The sequence below is a fragment of the Actinomyces faecalis genome, assembly GCF_013184985.2.
GTDB classification, from domain to species: Bacteria; Actinomycetota; Actinomycetes; order Actinomycetales; family Actinomycetaceae; genus Actinomyces; species Actinomyces faecalis.
Map to the genome: position 1 here is coordinate 1,549,950 of NZ_CP063418.1, position 26,108 is coordinate 1,576,057.

The following is a 26,108-nucleotide window of genomic DNA, read 5'->3' on the forward strand; positions in this document are numbered from 1 at the left end:
CAACCGTGAGCACCTCCCCCAGCACCGCCCCGAAGAAGAAGCGCCGCTTCGGGCAGTACATCCAGAACATCAAGGACTCCTACACCGTCTCGCGTCGGACCTACCCCTGGGTGGGCTGGGCGCTGGCCGGCATCGCGGTGGCGCTCATCGCGCTGGCGGTGGTGCTGGCCCTGGCCGCGAGCCAGCCGCTGTGGTACTGGCTCATCATGGCCGTGCTCCTGGCTCTCATGGCGGACATGGTGCTGCTGTCGTGGACCGTGCGACGCGCCTCCTACTCCCAGATCGAGGGCATGCCCGGTGCCGCCAAGGCCGTCCTGGACCAGGTGGGCCGTGGCTGGTACGTCGAGCCTGACCCTGCCGGGATCAACCCCAAGACCCAGGACGTGGTGTGGCGGCTGGTCGGCCGTCCCGGCGTCGTCCTCGTCGTCGAGGGCCCGGTGGGCCGCACCCAGAAGCTGGTCGCTGACGAGTCCAGGAAGGTCAGCCGCATCCTGCCCACGGTGCCGCTGCACGTCATCCACGTCGGCACGGGCAAGGGCCAGACCCGTCTCATCGACCTGTCCAGGACGCTGCGGCGCCTGCCGACCAAGCCCACCAAGCTGACTAGCAACGAGATCTCCCAGGTCGCCAAGCGGCTGTCCTCCCTGTCCTCCAAGGGGCTGCCGATCCCCAAGGGGATCGACCCGAACAACGTGCGCCCCGACCGGCGCGCCATGCGTGGCCGCTGAGCGCCGCACTGGTTGGGCACCGGCCGTCACCGGGCCTGGGCAGGACAGTCTCAGGGGCTGAAACACTCAGGACACACTCACGGCACGCGTGCGTCACTCCGCGCTCCTAACGTTGCCCTGTCGACGCCGGGCCACCAGCCTGGGACGCACTGAACCGATTCCCCTGCAAGGAGCAAGCATGTTCAAGGACGCCGCCCAGGCACTGGCGTATATCGAGCAGGAGGAGGTCGCCCTCATCGACGTCCGCTTCTGTGACCTGCCGGGCATGATGCAGCACTTCACCATCCCCGCTGCGGAGTTCAAGGCTGAGGCGCTGGTCAGCGGCCTCATGTTTGACGGCTCCTCGATCCGTGGCTTCACGGCGATCCACGAGTCGGACATGAAGCTCGTCCCCGACGTGACCACTGCCTTCCTCGATCCCTTCCGCGAGCACAAGACCCTGGTCATCAACTTCTCCATCGTCGACCCCTTCACTGACGAGGCCTTCTCCCGAGACCCCCGGTCGGTGGCGGCCAAGGCCGAGAACTACCTGCGCTCCACCGGCATCGCTGACACCTGCTACATCGGCGCCGAGGCCGAGTTCTACCTCTTCGACTCCATCGAGTACGAGACCACCCCGGCCTCCACCCGCTACGCCATCGACTCCGCCGAGGCGGCCTGGAACTCCGGGCGCAGCGAGGAGGGTGGCAACAAGGGCTACAAGACCCCCTTCAAGGGCGGGTACTTCCCGGTCTCCCCCAACGACCAGATGGCTGACATCCGTGACGCCATGGTGCGGACCTGCCAGGAGGTGGGCCTGGACATCGAGCGGGCTCACCACGAGGTCGGCACCGGCGGCCAGCAGGAGATCAACTACCGCTTCGCCTCGCTGCTGGCGGCGGGCGACGACATGATGAAGTTCAAGTACGTCATCAAGAACGAGGCCTGGCGACAGGGCAAGACGGCCACCTTCATGCCCAAGCCCATCTTCGGCGACAACGGCTCGGGCATGCACTGCCACCACTCCCTGTGGAAGGACGGCGAGCCGCTGTTCTTCGACGAGCGCGGTTACGGCCAGCTCTCTGACCTCGCCCGCTGGTACATCGGCGGGATCCTCAGGCACGCCCCGAGCCTCCTGGCCTTCACCAACCCCTCGGTCAACTCCTTCCGCCGCCTGGTCCCAGGCTTCGAGGCCCCGGTCAACCTGGTCTACTCGGCCCGTAACCGCTCGGCCTGCATCCGCATCCCGGTCACCGGTTCCTCCCCTAAGGCCAAGCGCGTGGAGTACCGCGTGCCTGACCCCTCGGCCAACCCCTACCTGGCCTTCGCCGCCGTGCTCATGGCCGGTGTCGACGGGATCAGGAACCGGATCGAGCCTCGTGAGCCTATCGACAAGGACCTGTACGAGCTCGCACCGGAGGAGTACTTCGACATCGAGAAGCTGCCCTACTCCCTGGACCAGGCCCTGGACGCCCTGGAGGCGGACCACGACTACCTCACGGAGGGCGACGTCTTCACCCCGGACCTCATCGAGACCTGGATCACCTACAAGCGCGAGCACGAGATCACCCCTCTGCGTCAGCGCCCGCACCCCTACGAGTTCGAGCTCTACTACGACCTGTGAGCCTGAGCGCTGAGGCGAGCGTCTAGCGAGGGCCTCGATCCTGCCGGAGCAGGATCGAGGCCCTCGTCGTCGACGGCTCGGAACGTGTGTCCAGGACAACACCGATCTATGCGATTTCAACTGCATACTTATACACCGAAGCGGCTATTGTTGCTTGCGGACCTACTCATAGCGGCTCGACGGGCTCACACCCGGAGCTCGCCCCGCCCACCCACGTCCTTCAGGAGACCCCGATGAAGCACCTTCCCGCCCTCGCAGCCCTGGCCGCCTCCGCCTGCCTGGCACTGACGGCCTGCACCTCCGCCTCGGACCTCAAGACCGACGACGCCTCCTCCGGCTCGACCGCAGGCTCCGGCACCGAGGTCCCCAGCTACGACGTCTCGGCCATCACCAAGCAGGACGACATCGCCGCGATGCTGCCCGACTCGATCTCCTCCGACGGCAAGCTAACCATCGGCGTGTCCGCCGACTACCCGCCGGCCGAGTTCCTGGACACCTCCAACCAGCCCGTCGGCTACGACATCGACCTCAGCCGCGCGCTAGCGGCCGTGCTCGGTCTGGAGGCCACGGCCCAGCACGCCGAGTTCGACTCCATCATCCCGGCCATCGGTTCGAAGTACGACCTGGGCATCTCCTCCTTCACCATCACTCCTGAGCGTGAGGCCTCCACCGAGATGGTCTCCTACATCTCCATCGGCTCCCAGTTCAACGTGGCCAAGGGCAACCCCACCGGGCTGGACCTGTCCGACACCCTGGGGCTGTGCGGCCTGACGGTGGGTGTCCAGACCGGTACCGCTCAGGAGGAGGACATCCAGGGCTTCAACCAGGCCTGCACGGACGCGGGCAAGGACGCTATCGACGTCAAGTCCTACGCCCTGAACTCCGACGCGACCACCGCCCTGGCCGGTGGCACCCTGGACGCGGTCTTCTCTGACTCCACCGTCGCCGGATACGCCCAGATCCAGACCGACGGCGCCGTCGAGACCGCAGGCAAGGTCTTCGACGCCGCTCCGCAGGGCATCGTCATCGCCCAGGGTGACGAGGCCACCGCCAAGGCGATCCAGGCCGCCGTCCAGTACCTCATGGACGAGGGCATCTGGAACGACATCCTCTCCACCTGGGGCGTGGACACCTCGCAGGCCCTGACCACCGCTGAGATCAACCCGGCTGTCTGAGAGCCGGACGCACTGCTGAGGACCGTGACATGACCACCTCCACCGCGCGCCCGGGCTCCGGCGCCCCTGCTACCGGGGTCGCTCTCAACCGGCTCAGGCCCGTCCCCCACCCAGGCCGCTGGGTCTCGGCCGCCGTCGTCGCGCTGCTCGTGGCGATGCTGGTGCACGGGCTCGTCACCAACGAGAAGTACCGCTGGGACCTGGTGTGGTTCTACTTCCGCTACGACGACGTCGTGCGTGCCGTGGGCTGGACGCTGCTGCTCACGGTGGCGGCGATGCTCATCGGCATCGTGCTGGCCGCTGCCACGGCCGTGGCACGCCAGAGCGAGAACCCGGTGCTGCGCTCTGTGGCCTACGCCTACGTCTTCTTCTTCCGCGGCACCCCGATCTACACCCAGCTGGTCTTCTGGGGGCTGCTGCCGGCGCTGTACAACAAGCTCAGCCTGGGTATCCCCTTCGGCCCGGAGCTCTTCGTCTTCTCCACCAAGGAGCTCTTCTCCGGGGCGGTGGCCGCGATCCTGGGACTGGGACTGAACGAGGGCGCCTACCTGTCCGAGATCATGCGCTCGGGGCTCAGCTCAGTGGATGCCGGGCAGCGTGAGGCCGCCTCCGCGCTAGGCATGTCCAAGGGCAAGATCCTGCGCCGCATCATCCTGCCCCAGGCCATGAGAGTCATCGTCCCGCCCACCGGCAACGAGACGATCTCCATGCTCAAGACCACCTCGCTGGTGCTCGCGGTCCCCTTTACCAAGGAGCTGACCTTCGTCGCCAACAACGTCGGTAACCGGCTGTTCCAGCCCATCCCCCTGCTCATCGTGGCCGCGCTGTGGTACCTCATCATCACCTCCGTCCTCATGGTCGGTCAGCACTACCTCGAGCGCTACTTCGGCCGGGGCTTCGACACCGTCGCCACGTCCTCCCCTCGTGCACGCCGCGGTATGTCCAGGCGCCAGCAGGCCATTCTGGACGCCGGTACCACGACCTCCGACCCAATGATCGAGTACACGCCATGACCTCAACGACCTCTGCCCAGACCTCTACGGACAAAGTTCGCGTTCGCGGGCTGCACAAGCTCTTCGGCGAGCTGCACGTGCTCAAGGGCATCGACCTCACTGTCGCGCCCGGTTCCGTCACCGTCCTCATCGGCCCCTCCGGATCGGGCAAGTCGACGCTGCTGCGGTGCGTCAACGAGCTGGAGACCATCGACGCCGGGCGGGTGTGGGTCGACGGCGAGCTGATCGGCATGCGTGAGGAGACACGTCCTGACGGCAGCGTGCGCCTGCACGCGCTGAGCAGCAGGGCCCGCGCTGCGCAGCGAGCCAAGATCGGGATGGTCTTCCAGCGCTTCAACCTCTTCCCCCACATGACCGCCCTGGGCAACGTCATGGAGGCGCCTGTCCAGGTCAAGGGCGTGCCTCGGACGCAGGCCCGTGAGCTGGCCGCGAGCCTGCTGGAGCGCGTCGGGCTCGGTGACCGGCTCGACCACTACCCGTCACAGCTCTCCGGCGGTCAGCAGCAGCGTGTCGCTATCGCGCGAGCCCTGGCGATGGACCCCGAGCTCATGCTCTTTGACGAGCCCACCTCGGCGCTGGACCCGGAGCTGGTCGGTGAGGTGCTCCAGGTGATGAAGGACCTGGCTGCTGACGGCATGACGATGGTCGTGGTCACCCACGAGATGGGCTTCGCCCGCGAGGTCGGGGACCAGCTCATCTTCATGGACGAGGGAGTGATCTGTGAGGCGGGCCGGCCCTCAGACGTGCTGGACCACCCCCGCCAGGCCCGGACGCGGGCCTTCCTGTCCTCGGTGCTGTGACTGGGTCGTGGGTGCGGGCAGGCATGACCTCCCGCACCCTCGCTCCCTAGGCTCCTGCCTCGACGGCTCCGGACCTCCCGCCTCCGCGTGTCCAGGCGCCCTGCGCCCAGTCCTCCAGGCACCATCCGCGCTCGTGGTCACCGGTGACCACGGAGAACAAGGTGTTGGACATGGGGTGGTCGGCGATCCAGGCGGGGTCAGCGCCCGCACGCGACGCAGCCGCCAGCGCTGTCCACACTCGCAGCACCGTGCCGTGGGCGACGAGCAGCGCCGTGGATCCGGCGCCGCTGGCCCGTGAGATCTGGTCGACGACGGCGCTGAACCGCCTCAGCGTGTCCGCGCCGTCCTCGGGCGAGCCAGGCAGACGGGCGTGCAGGCGTCCGATCATCCACGCGCGGGTGGTGTCGGTGTAGCAGGCGATCGACGCCGCGTCGGTGCTCATCTCCAGGTCCCCGGCCAGGACCTCGCGCAGCCCGGAGCAGATGCTCGCGCTCAGGCCCGTGGCCTGCTCAACAGGGGCGATGGTCTGGCGGGCGCGCAGGATCGGTGAGACCCATACCGATTCGATGTCCTCCAGGTACCCAGCCTCACGCAACCGGTCAGGAAGGCTCGCGGCCTGCGCGAGCCCCACCTCGTCCAGCGGGTTGCCGGGAAAGGCGGTGTCCAGGGCGCCCATGACGTTGGCGATGGTGCGGCCATGACGAACAAGAATGAGCTTCACAGCCCCTATCCTGCCAGGGCCCGTACCTCTGCCGCCCCTAGGACCAGGGATAGGGCCCCTGACCCGGGCGGCGACGTCCTGAGCCCCCTGTGCTCCTGGCGGCGCCCGAGGACGAGGACGTCGGTCTGCGACCGCCAGGACTACCCTGAGAGGACTGACGCCCCTGCTGGGAGGGGGCGCGCAGGGCCGAGGAGCCCGGTGAGAACGCTGAGCGGCTGCCTGCCTCCTGGGAAGGTGGCGCCTCCGGATCGTCGGGCTGGCTGGCGCGCTGCCCGAAGATGAGCCGTTCGGCCACCGGCCGGGCGTGACGTGCCACGCGGCGGTAGGTGTCCTCCAGGTCGCGCTCGTGGCCCGGAGCCAGGCCGATCAGGCGCCCCACCACCCTGATCTGCCGGGGCTCAGAGGGAAGGACCTCGACCCGTACCCCGGAGTCCCGACCGGTGCCGATGACGTTGGCCGAGCGCAGCCGGGTAGCGGTCTCCCAGGCTGAGACCAGGGTGGTCGCCTCGGCCCCGGTCAGCAAGCCCGCCAGCGCCGCCGCCCGTAGCGCCGTCAGGGTCGAGGTCGTGCGCAGACCGCCCACGCAGCCGGCGTGCTGAAGCTGGAGGACCTGGACCGCCCACTCCACGTCGCTCAGCCCGCCGGGGCCGAGCTTGAGGTGGCGTCCGGGATCGGTGCCACGCGGCAGGCGCTCGGACTCCATGCGTGCCTTGAGCCGCCGGATCTCGCGGACGTCACCGCTGCTGAGTCCCTGCTCGGACCAGCGCAACGGGGCGATCAGGTCCTCGAAGGCCCGCCCTGTCTCCAGGTCCCCGGCGCAGGCCCGGGCGCGCAGCAGCGCCTGGCGCTCCCAGGCGCTGGCCCAGCGCTCGTAGTAGTCCCGGTAGGACTCCAGAGACCGGCTCATCGGTCCCTGCCGTCCCTCCGGCCGCAGGTCCGCGTCCACCACGAGCGGATGAGGAGCGGTCTGCGTGAGCAGGCGCAGGGTCTGTCGTGCCACCGCCTCAGCCTCGCGAGCAGCCTCCCGCTCCTCAACCCCCGGCCTGGGACGGTGGACGAACAGCACGTCCGCGTCAGAGGCGTAGGTCGTCTCGCAGCCACCCAGCCGCCCCATGGCGATGACGGCGCAGTCTGCCAGGGCACCGGGCCACCGCCCGTCCTCCCCCGGCAGCTCGACCTCCGCGCCCGGTTCACCGGCACCGGTGTCCTGGCGCTCGGCCAGCGTCAGCGCCGTCGCCACCACCAGCGCCCCCGAGAGCACCGCGTCGGTGGCGTCGGTGAGGATCCGGGCGCCGCGCTCGGGGTCCAGGCCGTCCAGGGAGTCAGCCAGCGCCGCCCGCAGCAGCTCACGTGAGCGCAGGGACAGCAGCGACCGGACCGCCTCCTCAGCCTGGAGCGTGCGGTGGGGTCCCACCAGACCTGGCAGACGTCGTCGTAGGAGGTGGGTGACCTCCTCAGCGAGCACGCCACCGGCACGTGGACGCAGCTCGGCGTCGTCGTCGAGCCAGGCGATGGCCTCCGGACGCTCCGCCAGCCGGTCCGTGGTCCAGCGGGCCCCGGACAGCACGTGGCACAGGCGACGCGCCGCCACCGGGGAGTCACGCAGCATCGCCAGGTACCAGTGGGAGCCACCGACGGCCTCGGACAGACGCCGGAAGGACAGCAGACCCGAGTCAGGGTCAGGACCGTCCCCCAGCCAGCCGATGATGACCGGCAGCAGCTGGCGCTGGATGGCCGCGCGCCGGCTGACTCCCTCAGTCAGTGCCTGGATGTGGTACAGGGCGCCGTCAGGGTCGAGGTAGCCTCCCGCTGCCAGCCGCTCGTGGGCGGCACGCGGAGACATCACCATCTCCTCACGGCTCAACGACGCCGCCGCCCCCAGCAGCGGACGGTAGTAGACCGACTCGTGGACCCGACGCACCCGACGGCGCACGGCGTGAAAGAGGTCGCGCAGCGCCTGAGGAGCGGCGAGGTGATCACGGTCGATGCCCCGGCCCACGCACCGCAGGTTCTCCTCCCGGCCAGGCAGCTCGTGGGTACGTCGCAGCCGTAGGAGCTGGCTGCGGTGCTCCAGCAGACGCAGGGTCCGGTACCCCTCGTCCAGCAGCGCGGCGTCCTCGCGAGAGACGTAGCCGCCGGCGCGCAGGGCCGCCAGGGCGCTCAGGGTCGGGCGCACACGCAGCGACTCGTCCGCGCGACCGTGCACGAGCTGAAGGAGCTGGACGGTGAACTCCACGTCACGCAGCCCCCCTGGGCCCAGCTTGATCCGGAGGTCCTCGTGCCCAGGACGCTCAGAGTCGTGCTCCACCCGCTGCCTCATGGCGCGGGCGTCATCGACGAAGTTCTCCCGTCGGCTCGCGTTCCACACGAACGGAGCCATCGCCTCCTCGTAGGCCTGTCCCAGGGCTGCGTCCCCCGCACAGGCTCGTGCCTTGAGCAGGGCCTGAAACTCCCAGGAGGAGGCCCAGCGCTCGTAGTAGGCCAGGTAGGAGGCCAGGGTCCGGACCAGGGCGCCGTCCTTGCCCTCGGGCCGCAGCCCCGTGTCCAGCGGCCACAACGGGGGCTCGGTCCCCGAGGCGGACACCGCGCGCGCCAGCTCGGTGGCCAGGGCCGTACCCGTGGCCAGGAGCCGTTCCTCCTCGCTGTCGTCGAGGGCGAGCGGAGAGCCAGAACGAGCCGGCGCGACGACGTAGACGACGTCGACGTCGGAGACGTAGTTGAGCTCGCAGGCCCCGGTCTTGCCCATCGCGATCACCGCGAGAGCCACCTCGTCACCAGCGGGGCCGACGGCGTGGCGCGCGATCAGCAACCCGGTCTCCAGGGCCGCGTCCGCCAGGTGCGCCATACGCCGACCCACGACCTCGCTGTACGCCACCGGGTCGTCAGCGCACAGGTCGTCAGCCACCACGGTCAGGAGCCGGTCCCGGTACGCCACCCGCAGGGCGGCGCTGGCACGGGTCGCAGCCTCACGCCGGTCCGCGCAGGAGGCCAGGGCGGCACGAGCCGCCCGCCCCATCAGCTCCACCGCCTCCCGCTCGCCAGCGGCCTGCCAGGCACGACCCGGGTGAAGCGCCTCCAACCGCTCAGGATGAGAGACCAGGAAGTCGCTCAGCGCGCTGGAGGCCCCCAGGACGGCCAGCAGCCGCTCCAGGTGACGTCGGTCGGGGTCGTCGAGCGTGTCGGCGTGCGGCTGCGTGGCCGGGTCGGCGACGTCGTCGGCGTGCGCCGCCAGGCAGGCCAGCATCCTCCGCAGCGCCCGGGCACCTGCCTGCTGCTGCGCTCCCGGACGACGCACCTCCTGAGCCAGACGCACCAGGCTCAGCAGCGCCAGGTCCGGGTCAGCCACCTCCGCCAGCATCGACACCAGACCTGCGGCCGACGGCGTCAGGCTGTCCCCCGCCGCTGGCGCCGGGGCCGGGTCCCCCGACGGCAGCAGGGCGGCGAGCGCCTCGTCGGCCAGGCAGGAGCGGGCCCGGTCGGAGTCGAGGAACCCGGCGGCCAGCAGCTGGGAGCGCACCGAGCGCTGGCGAGTGCCCCGGGCCACGGGGTCAGGCCTTGGGGAAGAACTGGGAGATCTCGAAGTCGGTGACCTGGGCGTCATAGGCCCGGTACTCATGACGCTTGTTGCGCATGAAGAACTCAAAGGCGTCCTCGCCCAGGGTGTCAGCCACGAGGTCGGACTCAGCCATGGCCCCGACGGCGCGCTTGAGCGAGGTGGGCAGGGCGGCGATGCCCAGGGCCTCGCGCTCGCGGTCGGACAGTGCCCACACGTCGTCCTCGGCCTCGGGGGGCAGCTCGTAGCCCTCCTCGATGCCTTTCAGCCCAGCGGCCAGGATGACCGCGAAGGCCAGGTACGGGTTGGCCGAGGAGTCGATCCCGCGGAACTCGATGCGGGTGGACTGGGCCTTACCCGGCTTGTGCATGGGCACACGCACCAGGGCCGAGCGGTTGGACCGTCCCCAGCAGATGTAGCTGGGGGCCTCGTCCCCGCCCCACAGGCGCTTGTAGGAGTTGACGTGCTGGTTGGTCACGGCCGAGATCTCGCTGGCGTGGTGCAGCAGGCCTGCCACGAAGGCCCGCCCGGTCGCGGAGAGCTGGTACTGGCCGGTCGGGTCGTAGAAGGCGTTGCGGTCCCCCTCGAACAGGGAGAAGTGGGTGTGCATGCCTGAGCCGGGCTGCCCGACGAAGGGCTTGGGCATGAAGGTCGCGATGCACCCCTCCTGGAGCGCGACCTCCTCGACCACGGCGCGGAAGGTCATGATGTTGTCCGCCATGGACAGGGCGTCGGAGAAGCGCAGGTCGATCTCGTTCTGTCCCGGTCCGCCCTCGTGGTGGGAGAACTCCACCGAGATCCCCATCTGCTCCAGCATGAGGATGGCTCGGCGCCGGAACTCGTGGGCCGTGCCACCGGCGACGTGGTCGAAGTAGCCGGCGTGGTCGGTGGGGCTGATCGTGCCGTCCTCGTGGCGGTTGACGAGGTAGAACTCGATCTCGGGGTGGATGTAGCAGGTGAACCCCGCCTCAGCCACCCGCGCGATCTGGCGCTCCAGCACGGCGCGCGGGTCGGTGCGCACAGCCTCGCCGTCAGGGGTCAGCACGTCGCAGAACATACGGGCCACTGAGCTCGCGCCCGTGCGCCACGGCAGCATCTGGAAGGTCGAGGGGTCGGGAGCCAGGAGCATGTCTGACTCGAAGACACGCGTGAGGCCCTCGATGGCCGAGCCGTCGAAGCCGATCCCCTCCTCGAAGGCGCTCTCGACCTCGGCCGGAGCGATGGCGACGGACTTGAGCTGGCCCAGGACGTCGGTGAACCACAGGCGGATGAAGCGGATGTCACGCTCCTCGATCGCGCGGAGGACGTACTCCTGCTGCTTGTCCATGCTCGGAACCTCTCTGTGGCAAGGGCCGCTGGCGGTCAGCCCTGGGGTGGTCGTTGGGGACCATCATGCCGTGCGCGCGTGTCGGGCGCGTTGCGCGGGATCGGGTGTCTGCGTGCGGGCCTAGGCTGTTGCGCATGACTGAGACACCTTCGTCCTCGCGGTCCCACAGCCCTCAGACCTCCCAGGGTGGGCAGACCTCCTCGCCCTACGGCTCCGTCGTCGCCGGCGCCCCTGGCTCGGGCTCCCCCAGCCCCCGGAAGGTGCGCGTCCACCACCTGGCGCAGATGCGCGAGCGCGGGGACAAGATCGTCATGCTCACGGCCTATGACGCCGTCACGGCGCGCCTCCTGGACGCGGCGGGAACTGACATGCTGCTCGTCGGCGACTCCATCGGCAACGTCAGCCTCGGCTACGACTCCACGCTGCCGGTGACGCTGGAGGAGATGGTGGTGGCCACGCGCTCGGTGGCGCGCGCCACCAGTCGCGCGCTCGTCGTCACCGACCTGCCCTTCGGGACCTATGAGGCCGGGCCGGCCCAGGCGCTGGACAGCGCGGTGCGGCTGGTCAAGGTCGGGGCCAACGCCGTCAAGCTTGAGGGCGGCCGTGCCCGCGCCCAGACCGTCCGGACCCTGACCGACGCCGGTATCCCGGTCGTGGCCCACGTGGGATTCACCCCCCAGTCGGTCAACGCCCTGGGCGGCTTCCGTGTCCAGGGACGTGGCGAGGAGGCTGCCGACCGCATGGTGGGTGACGTCCAGGCGCTGGCCGAGGCCGGCGCCGTCGCCGTCGTCCTGGAGATGGTGCCGGATCCGGTGGCTGCCCGCGTCACTGAGCTCTCACCGGTGCCGACCATCGGAATCGGCGCCGGAGGGCGCTGTGACGGACAGGTGCTGGTGTGGTCGGACATGGCGGGGATGACGGAGTGGACCCCGCGCTTCGCCGCCCAGTTCGGGCAGGTCGGTGCGGCGCTTCGCCAGGCTGCCGAGGACTTCGGGCAGGCCGTGCGCTCCGGGTCCTTCCCGGCCCCTGAGCACTGGTTCGACTCCTGAGCCAGCCGGTCCGCGCACCCCGGTCACCATCGGCACGCGCGGACCGTGCTCCTATGCTTGGCTCCATGACTGAGCACGACGCTGCCTCCTCCACCACCTCACTGGCCGACCGGGCTCCCCGCGGCACCCTGACCAAGGGCGTCGTCAGTCCTGAGCGCCACGTGCCGGGCTCGATCCCGCGCCCGGAGTACATGTTCCACGACGGCCCTGAACGGGTGACGGCCTCCGACGTCAAGGACGCCGAGACCGTGGAGCGTATCCGGCAGGCCGGCCGCCTGGCCGCCCGCGCCATGGCCGAGGCTGCCAAGGCCATCGCCCCGGGCGTGACCACCGACGAGCTGGACCGCATCGCCCACGAGTACCTGTGCGACCACGGCGCCTACCCCTCGTGCCTGGGCTACATGGGCTTCCCCAAGTCGATCTGCACCTCGGTCAACGAGGTCATCTGCCACGGGATCCCGGACTCCACCGTCCTGAAGGACGGTGACCTCATCAACCTCGACGTCACTGCCTACCTTGACGGGGTGCACGGGGACACCAACGCTACCTTCCCCGTTGGCGAGGTCGATGGTGAGACCGCCCTGCTCATTGAGCGCACCCGTACCGCGATGGAGCGCGGCATCAAGGCCGTGCGCCCGGGGCGCGAGGTCAACGTCATCGGCCGCGTCATCGAGAAGTACGCCAAGCGCTTTGACTACGGGGTCGTGCGAGACTACACCGGGCACGGCGTCGGCGAGGCCTTCCACTCCGGGCTCATCATCCCCCACTACGACGCGGCCCCTGCCCACGACGACGTCATGGAGGTGGGCATGGTCTTCACCATCGAGCCGATGCTCACGCTGGGGACCGAGGACTGGGAGCAGTGGGAGGACGGCTGGACGGTGCTGACCAGGGACCGCTCGCGCACGGCACAGTTCGAGCACACCCTGGTGGTCACCGAGGACGGGGCGGACATCCTCACCCTGCCGTGATCCTGTCCCAGCAGCGGGGTGCCTGTAGCATCCTGTGCTGTGCCAGGTGTATAACGCCATGCACGTTCCCGTGAACCCCTCCCAGGAGATACCGCCCATGTCGCCACGCTTCAACCCGCCACCGAACTGGCCTGCTCCCCCGGAGGGCTTTGTCCCACCGCCCGGGTGGCAGCCGGACCCCTCCTGGGGCCCGGTCCCGGAGGGTTGGCAGCTGTGGGTCGATGAGGAGGAGGGCCAGGCCTCCCTGGCCAGCCCGAGTGGCTCAGCCCCCTCAGCTCCCTCGGCCTCCTCCTACCCTGGTCAGACCGCGGTCCTCCCCATGGCCGGACCCGCTCCGGTCGGGCCCGCAGGCCCGACGGCGGGTGGCTGGCAGCCTGTTGACGTAGGCACCCCGGGCAGCGGCAAGACACCAGTGACACGCAGGTGGTGGTTCTGGCTCCTCATCGTCGTCATCATCGTGGTCATGGTGGGGACAGCCGCAGGAGCGCTCCTGGCCCTGACCAGGGGATCGCAGGCCAGCGGGAAGGACTCCTCCTCGCAGGTAGAGGTCTCCGGCCAGGACACCGAGGCCGGTTCTGCGCAGGACTCGGACCCGGGAGCTGAGGAAGAGGAGGCAACGGCCCCCACGGCTGCGAAGGGGCCGGGCTCGTCGATGAAGGACGCCCTTGACCCCGCCCAGCCGGTGACCTTCAAGGCCGGTATGTACGACGATGACCCACAGGCCTCGATCGACGTCGCATTCGGTGCGGTGGAGTGGGACGCCAATGACGCCATCAAGGCCGCCTTCGCGGACCGAGGTTTCGCCGACGGATACCAGGACCCTGGCGAGGGGAAGGTCTACATGCGTGTGCCGGTGACGGTGACCTACCACGGTGCTGGTCAGCTCAACCCCTTCGAGCTGGACATGGACTACGTCAAGGACGGTAACACCCACACCCCGCAGAGCATGTTCCTGGACGATGATTACTATCTCCGGGACATGCCGCGTGACGGCGGCTCAGTGACCGGGTACTTCACCTACGTCATCAACGCCTCGGACGCAGGAAGCGGTGTCTTTGCCGCCTCAGCCTTCTCTGCGATGTACGACGGCACCGGCGAGACCTACATCCAGGCCAAGTAGCTGCGCAGCCGGCGCGTGTCAGGGGCTGCCGCCTGGGGATGTCCAGGCGGCAGCCCCTGACACGCGTGCCCGCATGAGGCCGGTGTCGGCGTGCCGCCGTCGGCCCGTAGGTCTGGGGGGCGGACGAGCCGACCTGTACGCCGGGTTCTGTTGCCGCCTGCCGTTACCGGCGATGGCGGTGGCGACCATCCATCTTGGCCTGCTGTTGCCAGCAGGCTCACGCGACCTACCCGCAGGCTCGGGCGAGCAGCCCTCGTGCGCCTGCTGTGCGGTCTTGCTCCGGGCGGGGTTTACCAAGCCGCTGCAGTCACCTGCAGCGCTGGTGGGCTCTTACCCCACCGTTTCACCCTCACCGGCCGGTAGTCGCCTACCGGCCGGCAGTCTGTTCTCTGTGGCACTGTCCCGCGAGTCACCCCGGGTGGCCGTTAGCCACCGCCCTGCTCTGTGGAGCCCGGACGTTCCTCGATCCGAAGGTTGCCCCGCGGTACCGCGGCCGCCCGGTCGGCTCGTCCGCGCCGGACAGCCTACCCCTAAGATCGGTGCGTGCTCATCCTCCTACCTCCCTCTGAGGGCAAGACCGCACCCGACGCCGGCCCGGTCCTGGACCTGGGCAGCCTGTGGGAGCCTTCACGGCTGGAGGGGGCCCGCCGTACGGTCATGGCCGAGCTGGCCGCAGTCAGTGCCGGTCCCAAGGCCCCCAGCGTGCTCGGGCTCGGGCCACGCTCAGCAGATGACGTCATGCTCAACCTCGTCCTGGAGCAGGCCCCCTGCGCCCCTGCGTACGCGCTGTACACCGGTGTGCTCTTTGACGCCGCCCAGATGCCCCTGCTCGGGAGCACCCCTGCTGCACGTGAGGTCCTCAGCCGAGAGGTCATCGTCTTCTCCGGGTTGTGGGGCGCTGTGCGGGCCACGGACCGGCTGCCGGACCACCGGCTGTCGATGAGCGTGAGTCTGCCCGCCACAGGGCGCCTGGCCTCCTTCTGGAGGCCTCGGCTCGCCCAAGCGGTGAGTGAGGTGGCCGACGGCGTCGTCGTCGACTGCCGCTCAGGGGCCTACTCTCCCGCCTGGCAGCCGGAGAGGGGGACCGAGAGCCAGCTGCTGGGCGTACGGGTGGTCAGCCGCAGGCCGGACGGCGGCTACGCCGTCGTCTCCCACCGTGCCAAGCACGCACGCGGGCTGCTGGCCGGAGCGCTGGTTCGTGCCCGCGCACAGGGGCTGCTGCCCCAGGACGCCGGTGTCGACGACGTCGTCGCCCTGGCCGCCGAGATCCAGGGCGTACGCGGGACGAGGCTCAGCGAGGCGGACTCACGCGGACGCAGGGAGCTCACGCTCGTGACGTGAGAAGGACTGTGGCACGTACGCAGGCGGGGCCGCAGGAGCTCAGCGCTCCATACGCACGACGATGACGTCGCCGTCCTCGGCGTGGATGACCTCGTCCTCGTCGGCAGCGGCGATGCGTGCGTGCTCCTGCGGGCTGATCTCTACTGCCGCCCCCTCGACGCGCCGGCCGTACAGCGCCACGGCGCCCACCCCGCCGGTGGCGGCGCGCACGGCGTCATAGTCAGCCAGGAGGTCAGGGGCGATGGAGCCTGCGAGGAAGTCGCGCTTGCCCTGCTCCTCGGTGATGGCAGCGTCCAGCCGTGCGAACTCGGAGTCACGCTCAGCGGTCAGCTCACGCCCGGCCGCCCGGATCGTGCCCTCCTCCTCCGCCAGACGGTCCGCCTCACCCTGAGCCGCCTCCAGGGACTCCAGGGCGGCGAGCTGCGCCTCCTCCAGGACCGCCTGACGCCGGCCGAGCTGGTCGATCTCACCCTGGATCGCGGCCAGGTCCCGCGCCCCTGCGCCACCGGACGACAGACGCTCGCGCAGCACCTCGGCACGGCGCACCACCTGGCCGACCTCGTCCTCGCGGCGCGTGACCTCCTTCCTGGCGTCGGCCAGCGCAGCGTCAGCAATGACCGCTTCACGCTTGTTGGTCCTCAGGCGCTCCACCGTCGCCTCGATCCGTGCGAGCACGGGCAGGTACCGGCGCTCGTGCCTGAGCCGCGCCAGGGTGGAGTCCAGTGCCTGGAGCTCGATGAGCAGCCGCTGCTGGGCGAGTGGTGCGCGCGTCACGTCGGTGGTCCTTCCGCTGGTGGCGCCCTCAGGCGCCCGTGCTCAGTCTCAGGGTCCAGGCGTCGGTGACGACGCGCGAGACCTGTGCGGTGAGTCTACGTCCCTGCGCGGCGGCGTCCGTCTCCAGACGCTGGGCCAGCGGCGGCAGCCCCACCCACTCGGTCGCCCAGTGGGTTCCGCACAGCAGGTAGGGGCGCCCCTCGGCCAGGTGGTCGGTCGCCGGGTGGTGGCGCAGGTCCGCGGTCAGGAAGACGTCTGCGCCCGCTGCCCGGGCAGCGCCGAGCAAGGAGTCTCCAGAGCCACCAGACACGGCGATCCGGCTCACCTGGGCGTCCAGGTCCCCACCGACGAGCAGGCCGGGGACGGACTCGGGCAGGGCCTCGGCCACGGTCTGGGCGAAGGCGCGCAACGTCGTCGGTTCCTCCAGGTCCCCCACGCGTCCGATACCAAGCTCAGGGTCAGCCTCGCTCGGGCTGAGCACCACGGTCTGGGTCAGGCCCACGGCGGCAGCCAACGCGTCAGCCACGCCGCCGGCAGCCGAGTCCCACGAGGTGTGGGCGTTGGCCAGGGCGATGCCGGCGCGGATGAGGCGGTGGACGCTGCGGCCCTTGGAGGACGTGGCCGAGACGTGGTCGGTACCGCGCAGGAAGAGGGGGTGGTGGGTGATCACCATGTCAACGCCGGTCTCGATCGCCTCGTCGACGACGGCAGGCAGCGGGTCGACGGCGAGCAGCACGGTGCGCACGGGGTCCGCAGGGTCGCCGCAGATGAGCCGGTTGGAGTCCCAGGACTCAGCAAGCTCGTTCGGGGCGATGCGGCGCAGGAGGCTGACGACCTCGCCGACAGTCAGTGGGGTGGGATCACTCATGCGCCTAAGCCTACGGCTGCCGGTGCCGCGACCAGCCACGAGAACCTCGGCCGACCGTCTCATCCCAGACCGACCACGGAAGGAACGCGAATACGGTGGTCGGGAGCGGGTCTAGTGGTCGGTCAAGGAGGACGCGGGTAGGAGACGCATCGGCACAAGACAGCGCCGTGTGATTCCGACGAAAAGTCCAGTGCCCCCAACGGGACTCGAACCCGTACGCCCGAAGGCATCGGCTTTTAAGGCCGCTGTGTCTACCGATTCCACCATAGGAGCGTGGCTCACCGAGCCGGTACCCCCACTGGGACTCGAACCCAGGACCATGTGCTTATCAGGCACGGACGAGGTATAAGCTCGCTGCTCTAACCACTGAGCTATGGGGGCGTGTCCTCACGCCCTGAGGCGTTCCGACCAGGCGAGACTACCCCACCGTCGTCCGACAGACGGCAGGAGCCAGGTCCATGTCTCAGCAGACCACGAGCTCGATCTCAAGACCCTCGTTGTTCTCAATGAACAGCGCCGTGTGATCGGGTCCGCCAGCATGCGGGTAGTGCTCGCTGAACATCTCCCGCCAACCGTGCTGGTCAGCCTGCCCACGCAGGTCGTCGAGCCGTCCTCGATCGCTGACGAGCAGGGCGAGGTGGTTGAGACCGGCACGGGTCCGCTCATGGGCTCCGGACACGTCGGGTGACTGCTCCAGCACCAGGTAGACACCGCTCGGGTGACGCCAGATACGGCCGACCGCCCAGGCCGGGTCGCGCTCCGGGACCCAGCCGAGCTCAGTCAGGAGCCAGTCAAAGGACGGCGCCGTCTCCTCGAGACTCATTGTCCACAGCTCAATGTGGTGCACGACGCTGCTCATGCCGTCATCGTATGTCGAGATATCCCCGGACCTGTGTGGCTCAGCAATGACGAACGGCCCTGGTCGCAACCAGACGTCTGTGGTGGACCCGGCCGGACTCGAACCGACGACCGACGCGGTGTAAACGCGTTGCTCTACCAGCTGAGCTACAGGTCCTACGCGCCCGCGAGCGGGCACCCGCCGAAGCATACGGCACCTCTCGCCCAGGGGTGTCATCCCGCAGGCGAGCCGGCGTGGCGAGCGCCGGCGACAGGTACCGGGAGGTCAGTGCCTCCGGCTGGAGATACGGATACCGCTCCAGCGCGCGCCCATGGCGGCCACGGAGGTGGCGTGCATGCCGGCGGTGCGGGCCGCCTCCTCCACGTCCGAGGCCGGCACCGCGCCGGCGGTACGAGCCTTCGGGGTCAGGACCCAGATGACGCCGTCACCGTCGAGGTTGGCCTGTGCGTCCACCAGCAGGTCCGTCAGGTCGTCGACGTCGCCGTCGTCGTCACGCCACCACACGATGGCGGAGTCAGCAACGTCCTCGTAGTCCTCGTCGACCAGCTCGGTGCCGGTCAGCGCCTCCGCGGCCGCGCGGAGCTCGTCGTCGACGTCGTCGTCGTAGCCGAACTCCTGGATGATGAGGCCGGAGGTGAAGCCGAAGGCTCCACCTGCTGTGCTCGCCACTGTCGTCTCTCCGTCCCTCGGGCTCGCGGTGCGTCCCGTTCTCGTGCGCGTTGGCGCGGTTTCCAGTACCCCGTGGGGCGCTACGGAGTCTAGCCCACAGCATGTGACCCCTCAGACGCAAGCCCCCACGCGTACCACGATCTCGGTGTGTGACCTCACAGCGAAACTGGGACCTTCTTCCCGTCGCTCAGGCGACGCCGCGGCCGAAAGGTCGTAGATTTGTGGTGGACTACAGTCCATGCGACCCGGCCGGGCTCGCCGGCACGATGCCGACGTGAGTCTGAGCTGCCACCGCACCGAAGCGAGGAAAGAGGAACACGTGAGCCCGACCAGTGACTCCACGCCGCTCATCGACGGCCTCCTGACCAAGGTCACCGACAACGACCCCGAGGAGACCAAGGAGTGGCGCGATTCCCTTGACGCCCTCATCCAGGAGAAGGGTGGCCCCCGGGCACGCTTCATCCTGCTGTCGATGCTGGCAGAGGCAAGGCGCAAGAACGTCGCTGTCCCCTCACAGACGACGACCCCCTACGTCAACACTATCGACGTCGCCGACGAGCCCTACTTCCCTGGCGACGAGGACGCCGAGCGCACCTACCGCCGGTGGAACCGCTGGAACGCCGCGGTCATGGTGACCCGCGCCCAGCGCCCGGGCATCGGCGTGGGCGGCCACATCTCCTCCTACGCCTCGACCGCCACCCTCTACGAGGTCGGACTCAACCACTTCTTCCGCGGCAAGGACCACCCCGGCGGCGGCGACCACGTCTTCTTCCAGGGCCACGCCTCCCCCGGCAACTACGCCCGTGCCTTCCTCGAGGGACGTCTGACCGAGGAGGACCTCGACGGCTTCCGCCAGGAGTACTCCCACCCCGCCGCCACCGACGGACGCGGCCTGCCCTCCTACCCCCACCCACGGCGTATGGAGGACTTCTGGGAGTACCCCACCGTCTCCATGGGTCTGGGGCCCTCTGAGGCCATCTACCAGGCCTGGTTCGACAAGTACCTGCAGGGCGCAGGGATCAAGGACACCTCCCAGCAGCACACCTGGGCGTTCCTGGGCGACGGCGAGATGGACGAGCCGGAGTCACGCGGCATGCTCCAGCTCGCTGCCTCCCAGCAGCTGGACAACCTCACCTTCGTGGTCAACTGCAACCTGCAGCGCCTGGACGGCCCGGTGCGCGGCAACGGCAAGATCATCCAGGAGCTGGAGGCCTTCTTCAAGGGCGCCGGCTGGAACGTCATCAAGGTCATCTGGGGCCGCGGCTGGGACCAGCTGCTGGCTGCTGACAAGGACCACGCCCTTGAGCACCTCATGATGGAGACGCTCGACGGCGACTACCAGACCTTCAAGGCCAACGACGGCGCCTACGTGCGCGAGCACTTCTTCAACCGGGACCCGCGCACGGCCGAGCTGGTCAAGGACTGGACCGACGAGGAGATCTGGGCCCTGCAGCGCGGTGGTAACGACTACCGCAAGATGTACGCCGCCTACAAGGCCGCCATGGAGCACAAGGGCCAGCCCACGGTCGTCCTGGCCCACACGGTCAAGGGCTACCTGCTGGGCTCCCACTTCGCGGGCCGCAACGCGACCCACCAGATGAAGAAGCTCAAGCTTGACGACCTCAAGGGCCTGCGCGACCGGCTGCACATCCCGATCACGGACGAGCAGCTGGAGGCCGACCCCACCCGTCCTCCGTACTACAAGCCCGCACCGGACGACCCTGCTCTGCTCTACATGCTTGAGCGCCGTCGCCAGCTCGGGGGCTTCGTCCCCGAGCGCCGCGACGCCGGCACCGAGCTCGAGCTGCCCGGTGACAAGGTCTACGACATCCTCAAGTCCGGCTCGGGCAAGCAGGAGGTCGCCTCGACGATGGCCTTTGTCCGCCTGCTCAAGGAGCTCATCAAGGACAAGAGCATCGGCCGCCGCTTCGTGCCGATCGTGCCGGACGAGTCTCGTACCTTCGGCCTGGAGTCCCTGTTCCCGACGAAGAAGATCTTCAACACCCAGGGACAGAGCTACACGCCGGTGGACGCGGACATGATGCTGTCCTACCGCGAGTCCACCTCCGGCCAGCTCATGCACACCGGCATCAACGAGGCAGGGTCCGCCTCGCTGTTCCAGGTGGCGGGCACCAGCTACGCCACCCACGGCGAGCCGATGATCCCGGTCTACATCTTCTACTCGATGTTCGGCTTCCAGCGCACCGGCGACCAGTTCTGGGCCGCCGGCGACCAGCTGGCCCGTGGCTTCGTCATCGGCGCCACCGCCGGTCGCACGACGCTGACCGGTGAGGGCACCCAGCACATGGACGGCCACTCCCCGCTCATCGCCTGGACCAACGAGGCCTTCGTCTCCTACGACCCGGCCTACGCCTACGAGATCCGCCACATCGTGCGTGACGCCCTGGAGCGCTGGTACGGCCCCGACTCTGGCCGCAACCGCAACATCATGTACTACCTCACGGTGTACAACGAGCCGATCGTCCAGCCGGCCGAGCCTGAGGACGTCGACGTCGAGGGCATCATCAAGGGTCTGCACAAGATCGCGGACGCGCCGGCTGGTGACGGCCCCGAGGTCCAGCTGCTGGCCTCCGGCGTCGGGGTCCCGTGGATCGTCGAGGCGCAGCGGATCCTGGCAGAGGACTGGGGCGTGCGCGCCAGCGCGTGGTCGGTGACCTCCTGGGGCGAGCTGCGTCGTGAGGCCCTGGAGGCCGACAAGCACAACTTCCTCCACCCCACGGCTGACCAGCAGATGCCGTACGTGACGGACAGGCTCTCTGGGGCTACCGGGCCCTTCATCGCCACCAGCGACTTCGACCACGCGGTGCCGGACCTCATTCGCCCGTGGGTCCCCGGTGACTACCACGTACTGGGTGCTGACGGCTTCGGCTTCTCCGACACCCGCGCCGCTGCCCGCCGTCACTACCTCATCGACGCCGACTCCGTCGTCGTCAAGGCGCTGCAGGCTCTGGCGCAGCAGGGCAAGATCGACCGCGAGGTCGTGGCCCAGGCGATTAAGCGCTACAACCTTGAGGACGTCAACGCCGGTACCTCCGGCGGCCAGGGCGGCGAGGCCTGAGGGCTGCTGTTCTAGCGGAACGCGTGAGTGCGGCCGGGTGAAGGGGTTTCAGGCCCTTCACCCGGCCGCACTCACGCGTTCGCCTCTACGCGCCAGGCGCCGGTGTCAGTCCTGGTCAGTGTCCTCGGTGTCCTCGGCCGGGGTGCAAGGCACCGACGGGTCGGAGCCGGAGTAGTAACGCATGTCGCGGTAGCGCGGGCGCAGCAGGTTGTCCACGCTCAGCAGCTCGTCCAGCGTCTTCTCGTCCAGCAGCCCCATCTCCAGGACCACCTCGCGCACGTTGCGCCCTGAACGTGCGCACTCGCGTCCCACCAGGTCACCGTTGTGGTGGCCAATCACCTCGTTGAGGTAGGTGACGATCCCGATGGAGCTCAGGACGTTGTCGCGGCACACCTCCTCGTTGGCCTCGATACCGATGACGCACAGCTCGCGCAGGGTGCGCATGGCGTGGGTGAGCAGACGGATCGACTCAAAGCTCGTCTGGCCGATGACCGGCTCCATGACGTTGAGCTGGAGCTGGCCTGCCTCGGCCGCGAAGGTGAGCGCGACGTCGTTGCCGATGACCTTGAAGCAGACCTGGTTGACGACCTCAGGGATCACGGGGTTGACCTTGGCGGGCATGATGGAGGAGCCGGCAGCCCGCTCGGGCAGGCGGATCTCGCCGAGTCCTGCTCGCGGCCCAGAGGACAGGAGCCGCAGGTCGTTGCAGATCTTCGACAGCTTGACCGCCAGGCGCTTGATGGCCGCGTGCATCGACACGTAGGCGCCGGTGTCGCTGGTGGCCTCCATGAGGTTCTCAGCACCCTTGATCGGCAGGCCGGTAATCTCCTGGAGGAAGTGCACCACGCTGTCCTGGTAGCCCTCGGGTGTGTTGAGACCGGTACCGATCGCCGTGGCGCCGAGGTTGACCTCCAGCAGGAGCGAGGAGTTGGCCCGCAGACGCGGAATCTCCTCCCCCAGCAGCACGCTGAAGGCCTCGAGCTCCTGTCCCAGGCTCATCGGCACGGCGTCCTGGAGCTGGGTGCGCCCCATCTTGAGCACGTCCTTGAACTGCGCGCCCTTGGAGGCCAGGGCGTCAATGAGACGGTCCAGCTCAGCCAGCAGGCTCTCGACCTGGGCGTACAGGCCCAGGCGGAACCCAGAGGGGTAGGCGTCGTTGGTCGACTGGGACTTGTTGACGTGGTCGTTGGGGTTGACGACGTCGTAACGCCCCTTGGCATACCCCAGGTGCTCCAGCGCGAGGTTGGCGATCACCTCGTTGGTGTTCATGTTGACGCTCGTGCCGGCCCCGCCCTGGAAGACGTCGATGGGGAACTGGTCCAGGCAGCGCCCGTCATCGAGCACCTGGTCACAGGCCCACACGATCGCGTCGGCCACCTCGTCGGGGAGCGTCCCCAGCTGGTGGTTGGCCAGCGCCGAGGCCTTCTTGACCTGCACCATCCCACGGATGAACGCGGGCTCCTCCCCGATGGTGACGCCAGAGATCTGGTAGTTCTCCTGGGCACGCAGGGTGTGGATACCCCAGTAGGCCTCAAGAGGTACCTCGCGGGGACCGAGGAGGTCTTCCTCGGTACGGGTGGCCTGCGACATCGTGATTCCTCCAAGTGCGCGTCAGGCGCACGTCGACGTTGACGGTCTGCGCACGGCCCAGCGCCGTGTCGCACGTCTAAGCCTAACGACCCGGCCGAGGTCTTCAGGCACCATGAGGCTCATGTCCTCGACGGCATCCACGGACCTTGGCCCCAGATCGACGCAGGCCCGTACGAAATCCCTCGTTTCTGTGGGATTCCTATAAACGGAGCCGGTCCCTCCGGTTCTCACGTCGGCTCCGCAGGCTAGGCTCTCGTGCATGAAGGACCTCAGTGCACCCGCGGTCGCTGCCCTGCGCCAGGCCCAGGAGCCCATCATCGAGCACGCCCTGGACCGTATCAGTGCCGCGCACCCGTGGTACCGCACGCTGGCTGACTCCTCACGCAAGCAGATCGCAGCCGTCGCACGGCTGGGCGTGACCATGTTCGTCGACTCCATCGAGTTCCCGGACACCGCCGGCGCGCCGGGCAAGATCTTCTCCGTGGCGCCGGCGGCCCTGACAGGCGTCATCACCCTGGAGCAGACCCTCAGCCTCGTGCGCACGGCCCTCGACGTGGTGGTCGAGGAGGCCCCGCAGGCCGTTCCCGAGGAGGACCACGACGTCCTGACCGTCCTGGCCCTCACCTTCGGTCGCGACGTCGGCTTCGCAGCCGCGGAGGTCTACGCCCAGGCCGCAGAGGCTCGCGGCGCCTGGGACGCCCGCCTTGAGTCGGTCGCTGTGGACTCCATGCTCCACGACTCCCCCGAGGAGACCGTCTCCCGCGCTGGGTCGGCCGGATGGAGTGGAACGGGTCCGGTGGTCGCCATCGCGGCTCGTGCGAGCCTGGACGCGATCGCCGCCTCCCGGCTGCGCCACGAGGGACGCCAGCACGCCCACGACTGTCTGGTCTCCGTGCGCGGGGACTCGGTCATCGTCATCCTGGGCGGGTTGTCCGAAGGCGCTCAGCCCTCAGGCAGCCCTGAGCAGGCGGTCGACGCCGCGGCCACCACGATCGCCCGCCAGCTCGACGGCGTCGCGGTGCTCGGACCAGTGGTGGGCGGCGTGAGCCAGGCGGGCCGTTCGCTGCGCTCGGCCATGGCCGGCCTACGCGCCCTGCCGGGCTGGGCACAGGCCCCCAGCCCCGTCCGCGCCGACGACCTCCTGCCTGAGCGTCTGCTGCTGGGCGACGAGCTCGCCGCCGAGCGGGTCGAGACCTTGGTCCGCGAACCGCTACGCGCCATGGGAGAACCCTTTGAGGAGACGGTGGCGACCTACCTCGCTCTGGGCAGGAGCCTGGAGGCTACCGCACGCGAGCTGTTCGTCCACGCCAACACCGTGCGATACCGGCTGGGACGGGTCAGTGAGGTCACGGGGTGGGACGCCACCGATGCCCGCGACAGCCTGGTCCTGCACCTGGCGATCATCGCCGGCCGCCTGCGTGAGAGCGAGCAGCCGTGAAGACGACGCCACCGCCTGCGTACGCCCCTGCGCAGTGCGCCGCTCCCGCTGCCCACGACACGCTCCTGGCTCTCAGCCTTCCGGCTGGCGCCGCCGTCCTGTGCCCGGGACAGGGCTCTCAGCGCCCGGGCATGCTCACGCCCTGGCTCGGTGCTGCCGAGGACCGCTGCCCCGGCATGCTGGCCGCCATGAGCCAGGCCGCAGGAACCGACCTGGAGGTCCTGGGCAGCCAGGGACAGGCCGAGGAGCTGCGCCCCACGGAGATCGCCCAGCCGCTGACCGTGGCGACCTCCCTCGCCTGTGCTGTCGCGACAGGTCTGGCTCAACCGGTCCTCGTCCACCCTGGCCTCACTCAGGAGCCTGGCCGCTCAGTACCGCTGGTCGCCGGGCACTCCCTCGGATACCTCACCGCACTGGCCCTCGCCGGCGTGCTCTCCCCCGCGCAGGCCGTCGGGCTGGCTACGCTGCGCGGACGGGCGATGGCCCGGTGCGCGCGTGAGCACGACGGTGGCATGACCGCACTGGTCGGTGGCAGGAGGGAGGAGGTCCTGGAGGCCGTCGCCAGGGCGGGACTGGCTGCGGCCAACGTCAACGGGGCCTCGCAGGTCGTGGCCTCGGGAAGCCGTGAGGCGCTTGCGGCGCTCGCGCCTCCTGCGGGTGTACGCGCGCTGCCCCTGGCGGTAGCCGGGGCCTTCCACTCCCCTGCCATGGCGGGTGCCCGAGCCGAGGTGGCCGACGCCGTCGCCCGGCTTCCCCGACGCCACCCCACCGCTGTACTCATCGACGACTCCGACGGCGTCGCTCACCTTCCCCCGGAAGGATCAGACGGCCTGGTGGAGGTGGTGCCGGCCAAGATCACCGCCCCCGTGCGCTGGGATCTGGTTCAGGACACCCTGGCGGCGCAAGGTGCCACGTGGCTCATCGAGCTCGCACCGGCCGGAGCCCTGGCCGGCTTCGCACGCCGGGACCTGCCGGACGCGCACCTGACCCGTCTTCGTTCCCCCGAGGACGAGCTGACCCCACCCGCCCCGGCCTGACCACCAGCCAGAACCACCGCAGGTTCCCCCGGGCCCCGCTCTTAGGACACAATGACCGGTAGCGCTCGCACCAGCCGCACGGGGCAGCCCGTCGCCGGCACCGCAGTCACTGACCCATCAACCTCATCACTCTAGGAGACCCTGATGCCCGAGCAGACCGACGTCCTCGCCGCTGTCGCCGAGATCACCGCGGAGGAGGCCGGCGTCGAGCCCTCCACGATCACGCCGGGCTCCCGGTTCGCCGACGACCTCGACATCGACTCCCTGGGCCTGCTCACCATCGCCACCCAGGTCGAGGAGCGCTTCGGCGTCACGCTCGACGACTCCCTCATCCCCACCCTGCCGACCGTCGGCTCGCTCGTCGAGCTCGTGACCTCGCAGAAGCAGGGCTGA

At 69.3% G+C, this 26,108-nt stretch carries 21 protein-coding genes, 3 tRNA genes and 1 other RNA gene; 13 read left to right on the forward strand and 12 right to left on the reverse strand.

All coding sequences use genetic code 11. The features are described from left to right. Positions 1–5 precede the first annotated feature (5 nt). The 5 genes from HRL51_RS06535 to HRL51_RS06555 all read left to right on the forward strand — a co-directional run bounded on the left by HRL51_RS06535 (position 6) and on the right by HRL51_RS06555 (position 5,319). Positions 6–728 (forward strand): DUF4191 domain-containing protein, encoded by a 723-nt coding sequence (locus HRL51_RS06535; RefSeq protein WP_172120148.1) that lies wholly within the window; start codon positions 6–8, stop codon positions 726–728. Positions 729–906: 178 nt separating this feature from the next. Beyond that, positions 907–2,331 carry a type I glutamate--ammonia ligase gene (gene glnA / locus HRL51_RS06540; RefSeq protein ID WP_172120149.1) on the forward strand — a complete coding sequence of 475 codons (1,425 nt, stop codon included), beginning with the start codon at positions 907–909 and terminating at the stop codon, positions 2,329–2,331. 233 nt (positions 2,332–2,564) lie between these two features. Beyond that, positions 2,565–3,506 carry an ABC transporter substrate-binding protein gene (locus HRL51_RS06545; RefSeq protein ID WP_172120150.1) on the forward strand — a complete coding sequence of 314 codons (942 nt, stop codon included), beginning with the start codon at positions 2,565–2,567 and terminating at the stop codon, positions 3,504–3,506. 29 nt (positions 3,507–3,535) lie between these two features. Further along, complete coding sequence (locus HRL51_RS06550; protein WP_172120151.1) at positions 3,536–4,519, forward strand: amino acid ABC transporter permease; 984 nt, start codon at positions 3,536–3,538, stop codon at positions 4,517–4,519. After that, entirely contained in the window at positions 4,516–5,319 is an 804-nt protein-coding gene (locus tag HRL51_RS06555) for an amino acid ABC transporter ATP-binding protein (protein ID WP_172120152.1), read from the forward strand. The genes HRL51_RS06550 and HRL51_RS06555 overlap by 4 nt, the downstream gene beginning before the upstream one ends. A 46-nt stretch (positions 5,320–5,365) precedes the next feature. On the opposite strand, the gene HRL51_RS06560 is transcribed toward HRL51_RS06555, so the two are convergent. The 3 genes from HRL51_RS06560 to HRL51_RS06570 are packed head-to-tail and all read right to left on the reverse strand — an operon-like array spanning position 5,366 to position 10,920. After that, entirely contained in the window at positions 5,366–6,040 is a 675-nt protein-coding gene (locus tag HRL51_RS06560) for a histidine phosphatase family protein (RefSeq protein WP_172193467.1), read from the reverse strand. 37 nt (positions 6,041–6,077) lie between these two features. Continuing rightward, complete coding sequence (locus HRL51_RS06565) at positions 6,078–9,641, reverse strand: bifunctional [glutamine synthetase] adenylyltransferase/[glutamine synthetase]-adenylyl-L-tyrosine phosphorylase (RefSeq protein WP_172193469.1); 3,564 nt, start codon at positions 9,639–9,641, stop codon at positions 6,078–6,080. Then, the gene (locus HRL51_RS06570; protein ID WP_172193470.1) at positions 9,589–10,920 is read right to left on the reverse strand and encodes a glutamine synthetase family protein; all 1,332 of its coding nucleotides are present in this window, start codon (positions 10,918–10,920) and stop codon (positions 9,589–9,591) included. Before HRL51_RS06570 ends, HRL51_RS06565 begins: the two co-directional genes overlap by 53 nt. Before the next feature lie 134 nt (positions 10,921–11,054). Here HRL51_RS06570 and panB point away from each other — a divergent pair, with 134 nt between their 5' ends. The 3 genes from panB (at position 11,055) to HRL51_RS06585 (ending at position 14,060) form a co-directional block, all read left to right on the forward strand. Further along, the gene (gene panB, locus HRL51_RS06575) at positions 11,055–11,969 is read left to right on the forward strand and encodes a 3-methyl-2-oxobutanoate hydroxymethyltransferase (protein WP_172120156.1); all 915 of its coding nucleotides are present in this window, start codon (positions 11,055–11,057) and stop codon (positions 11,967–11,969) included. 191 nt (positions 11,970–12,160) lie between these two features. After that, positions 12,161–12,940, forward strand: coding sequence for a type I methionyl aminopeptidase (gene map / locus HRL51_RS06580; protein WP_413228072.1), 780 nt, complete (start codon positions 12,161–12,163; stop codon positions 12,938–12,940). A 97-nt stretch (positions 12,941–13,037) separates the two neighbouring features. After that, positions 13,038–14,060 carry a hypothetical protein gene (locus tag HRL51_RS06585; protein ID WP_172119967.1) on the forward strand — a complete coding sequence of 341 codons (1,023 nt, stop codon included), beginning with the start codon at positions 13,038–13,040 and terminating at the stop codon, positions 14,058–14,060. A 120-nt stretch (positions 14,061–14,180) separates the two neighbouring features. Here HRL51_RS06585 and rnpB read toward each other — a convergent pair. After that, positions 14,181–14,569, reverse strand: an RNA gene (gene rnpB / locus HRL51_RS06590) — RNase P RNA component class A. 34 nt (positions 14,570–14,603) lie between these two features. Here rnpB and HRL51_RS06595 point away from each other — a divergent pair. Further along, positions 14,604–15,401: a YaaA family protein gene (locus tag HRL51_RS06595; protein WP_172193473.1), complete on the forward strand. Its 798-nt coding sequence runs from the start codon at positions 14,604–14,606 to the stop codon at positions 15,399–15,401. A 39-nt stretch (positions 15,402–15,440) separates the two neighbouring features. Here HRL51_RS06595 and HRL51_RS06600 read toward each other — a convergent pair whose 3' ends face one another. The 7 genes from HRL51_RS06600 to HRL51_RS06630 form a co-directional block, all read right to left on the reverse strand. Next, positions 15,441–16,175, reverse strand: coding sequence for a zinc ribbon domain-containing protein (locus HRL51_RS06600; RefSeq protein WP_172193475.1), 735 nt, complete (start codon positions 16,173–16,175; stop codon positions 15,441–15,443). A 28-nt stretch (positions 16,176–16,203) separates the two neighbouring features. Next, positions 16,204–17,043, reverse strand: coding sequence for a Nif3-like dinuclear metal center hexameric protein (locus tag HRL51_RS06605; protein WP_172193482.1), 840 nt, complete (start codon positions 17,041–17,043; stop codon positions 16,204–16,206). Between the two features lie 191 nt (positions 17,044–17,234). Next, positions 17,235–17,316, reverse strand: a tRNA-Leu gene (locus HRL51_RS06610). A gap of 17 nt (positions 17,317–17,333) precedes the next feature. Next, positions 17,334–17,424: transfer RNA gene (locus tag HRL51_RS06615), tRNA-Ile, on the reverse strand. 82 nt (positions 17,425–17,506) lie between these two features. After that, positions 17,507–17,902: a VOC family protein gene (locus tag HRL51_RS06620; RefSeq protein WP_172193484.1), complete on the reverse strand. Its 396-nt coding sequence runs from the start codon at positions 17,900–17,902 to the stop codon at positions 17,507–17,509. 80 nt (positions 17,903–17,982) lie between these two features. Next, positions 17,983–18,058 (reverse strand) — tRNA-Val (locus HRL51_RS06625). A gap of 108 nt (positions 18,059–18,166) precedes the next feature. Then, the gene (locus HRL51_RS06630) at positions 18,167–18,571 is read right to left on the reverse strand and encodes a DUF3052 domain-containing protein (protein ID WP_172193485.1); all 405 of its coding nucleotides are present in this window, start codon (positions 18,569–18,571) and stop codon (positions 18,167–18,169) included. Positions 18,572–18,890: 319 nt separating this feature from the next. Between HRL51_RS06630 and aceE the strand changes: the two genes are divergently transcribed. Beyond that, positions 18,891–21,650, forward strand: a complete 2,760-nt coding sequence (gene aceE, locus HRL51_RS06635; protein ID WP_172193487.1) for a pyruvate dehydrogenase (acetyl-transferring), homodimeric type — start codon at positions 18,891–18,893, stop codon at positions 21,648–21,650. A 105-nt stretch (positions 21,651–21,755) separates the two neighbouring features. Here aceE and aspA read toward each other — a convergent pair whose 3' ends face one another. Further along, a complete protein-coding gene (aspA, locus tag HRL51_RS06640; RefSeq protein WP_172193489.1) occupies positions 21,756–23,240 on the reverse strand; it encodes an aspartate ammonia-lyase in 1,485 nt (494 codons plus the stop codon). Positions 23,241–23,499: 259 nt separating this feature from the next. Here aspA and HRL51_RS06645 point away from each other — a divergent pair, with 259 nt between their 5' ends. The 3 genes from HRL51_RS06645 to HRL51_RS06655 all read left to right on the forward strand — a co-directional run bounded on the left by HRL51_RS06645 (position 23,500) and on the right by HRL51_RS06655 (position 26,108). Continuing rightward, positions 23,500–24,678: a PucR family transcriptional regulator gene (locus HRL51_RS06645; protein ID WP_172120165.1), complete on the forward strand. Its 1,179-nt coding sequence runs from the start codon at positions 23,500–23,502 to the stop codon at positions 24,676–24,678. Next, positions 24,675–25,715: an ACP S-malonyltransferase gene (locus HRL51_RS06650; protein WP_172120166.1), complete on the forward strand. Its 1,041-nt coding sequence runs from the start codon at positions 24,675–24,677 to the stop codon at positions 25,713–25,715. The genes HRL51_RS06645 and HRL51_RS06650 overlap by 4 nt, the downstream gene beginning before the upstream one ends. Before the next feature lie 144 nt (positions 25,716–25,859). Next, positions 25,860–26,108 carry an acyl carrier protein gene (locus tag HRL51_RS06655; protein WP_172120167.1) on the forward strand — a complete coding sequence of 83 codons (249 nt, stop codon included), beginning with the start codon at positions 25,860–25,862 and terminating at the stop codon, positions 26,106–26,108.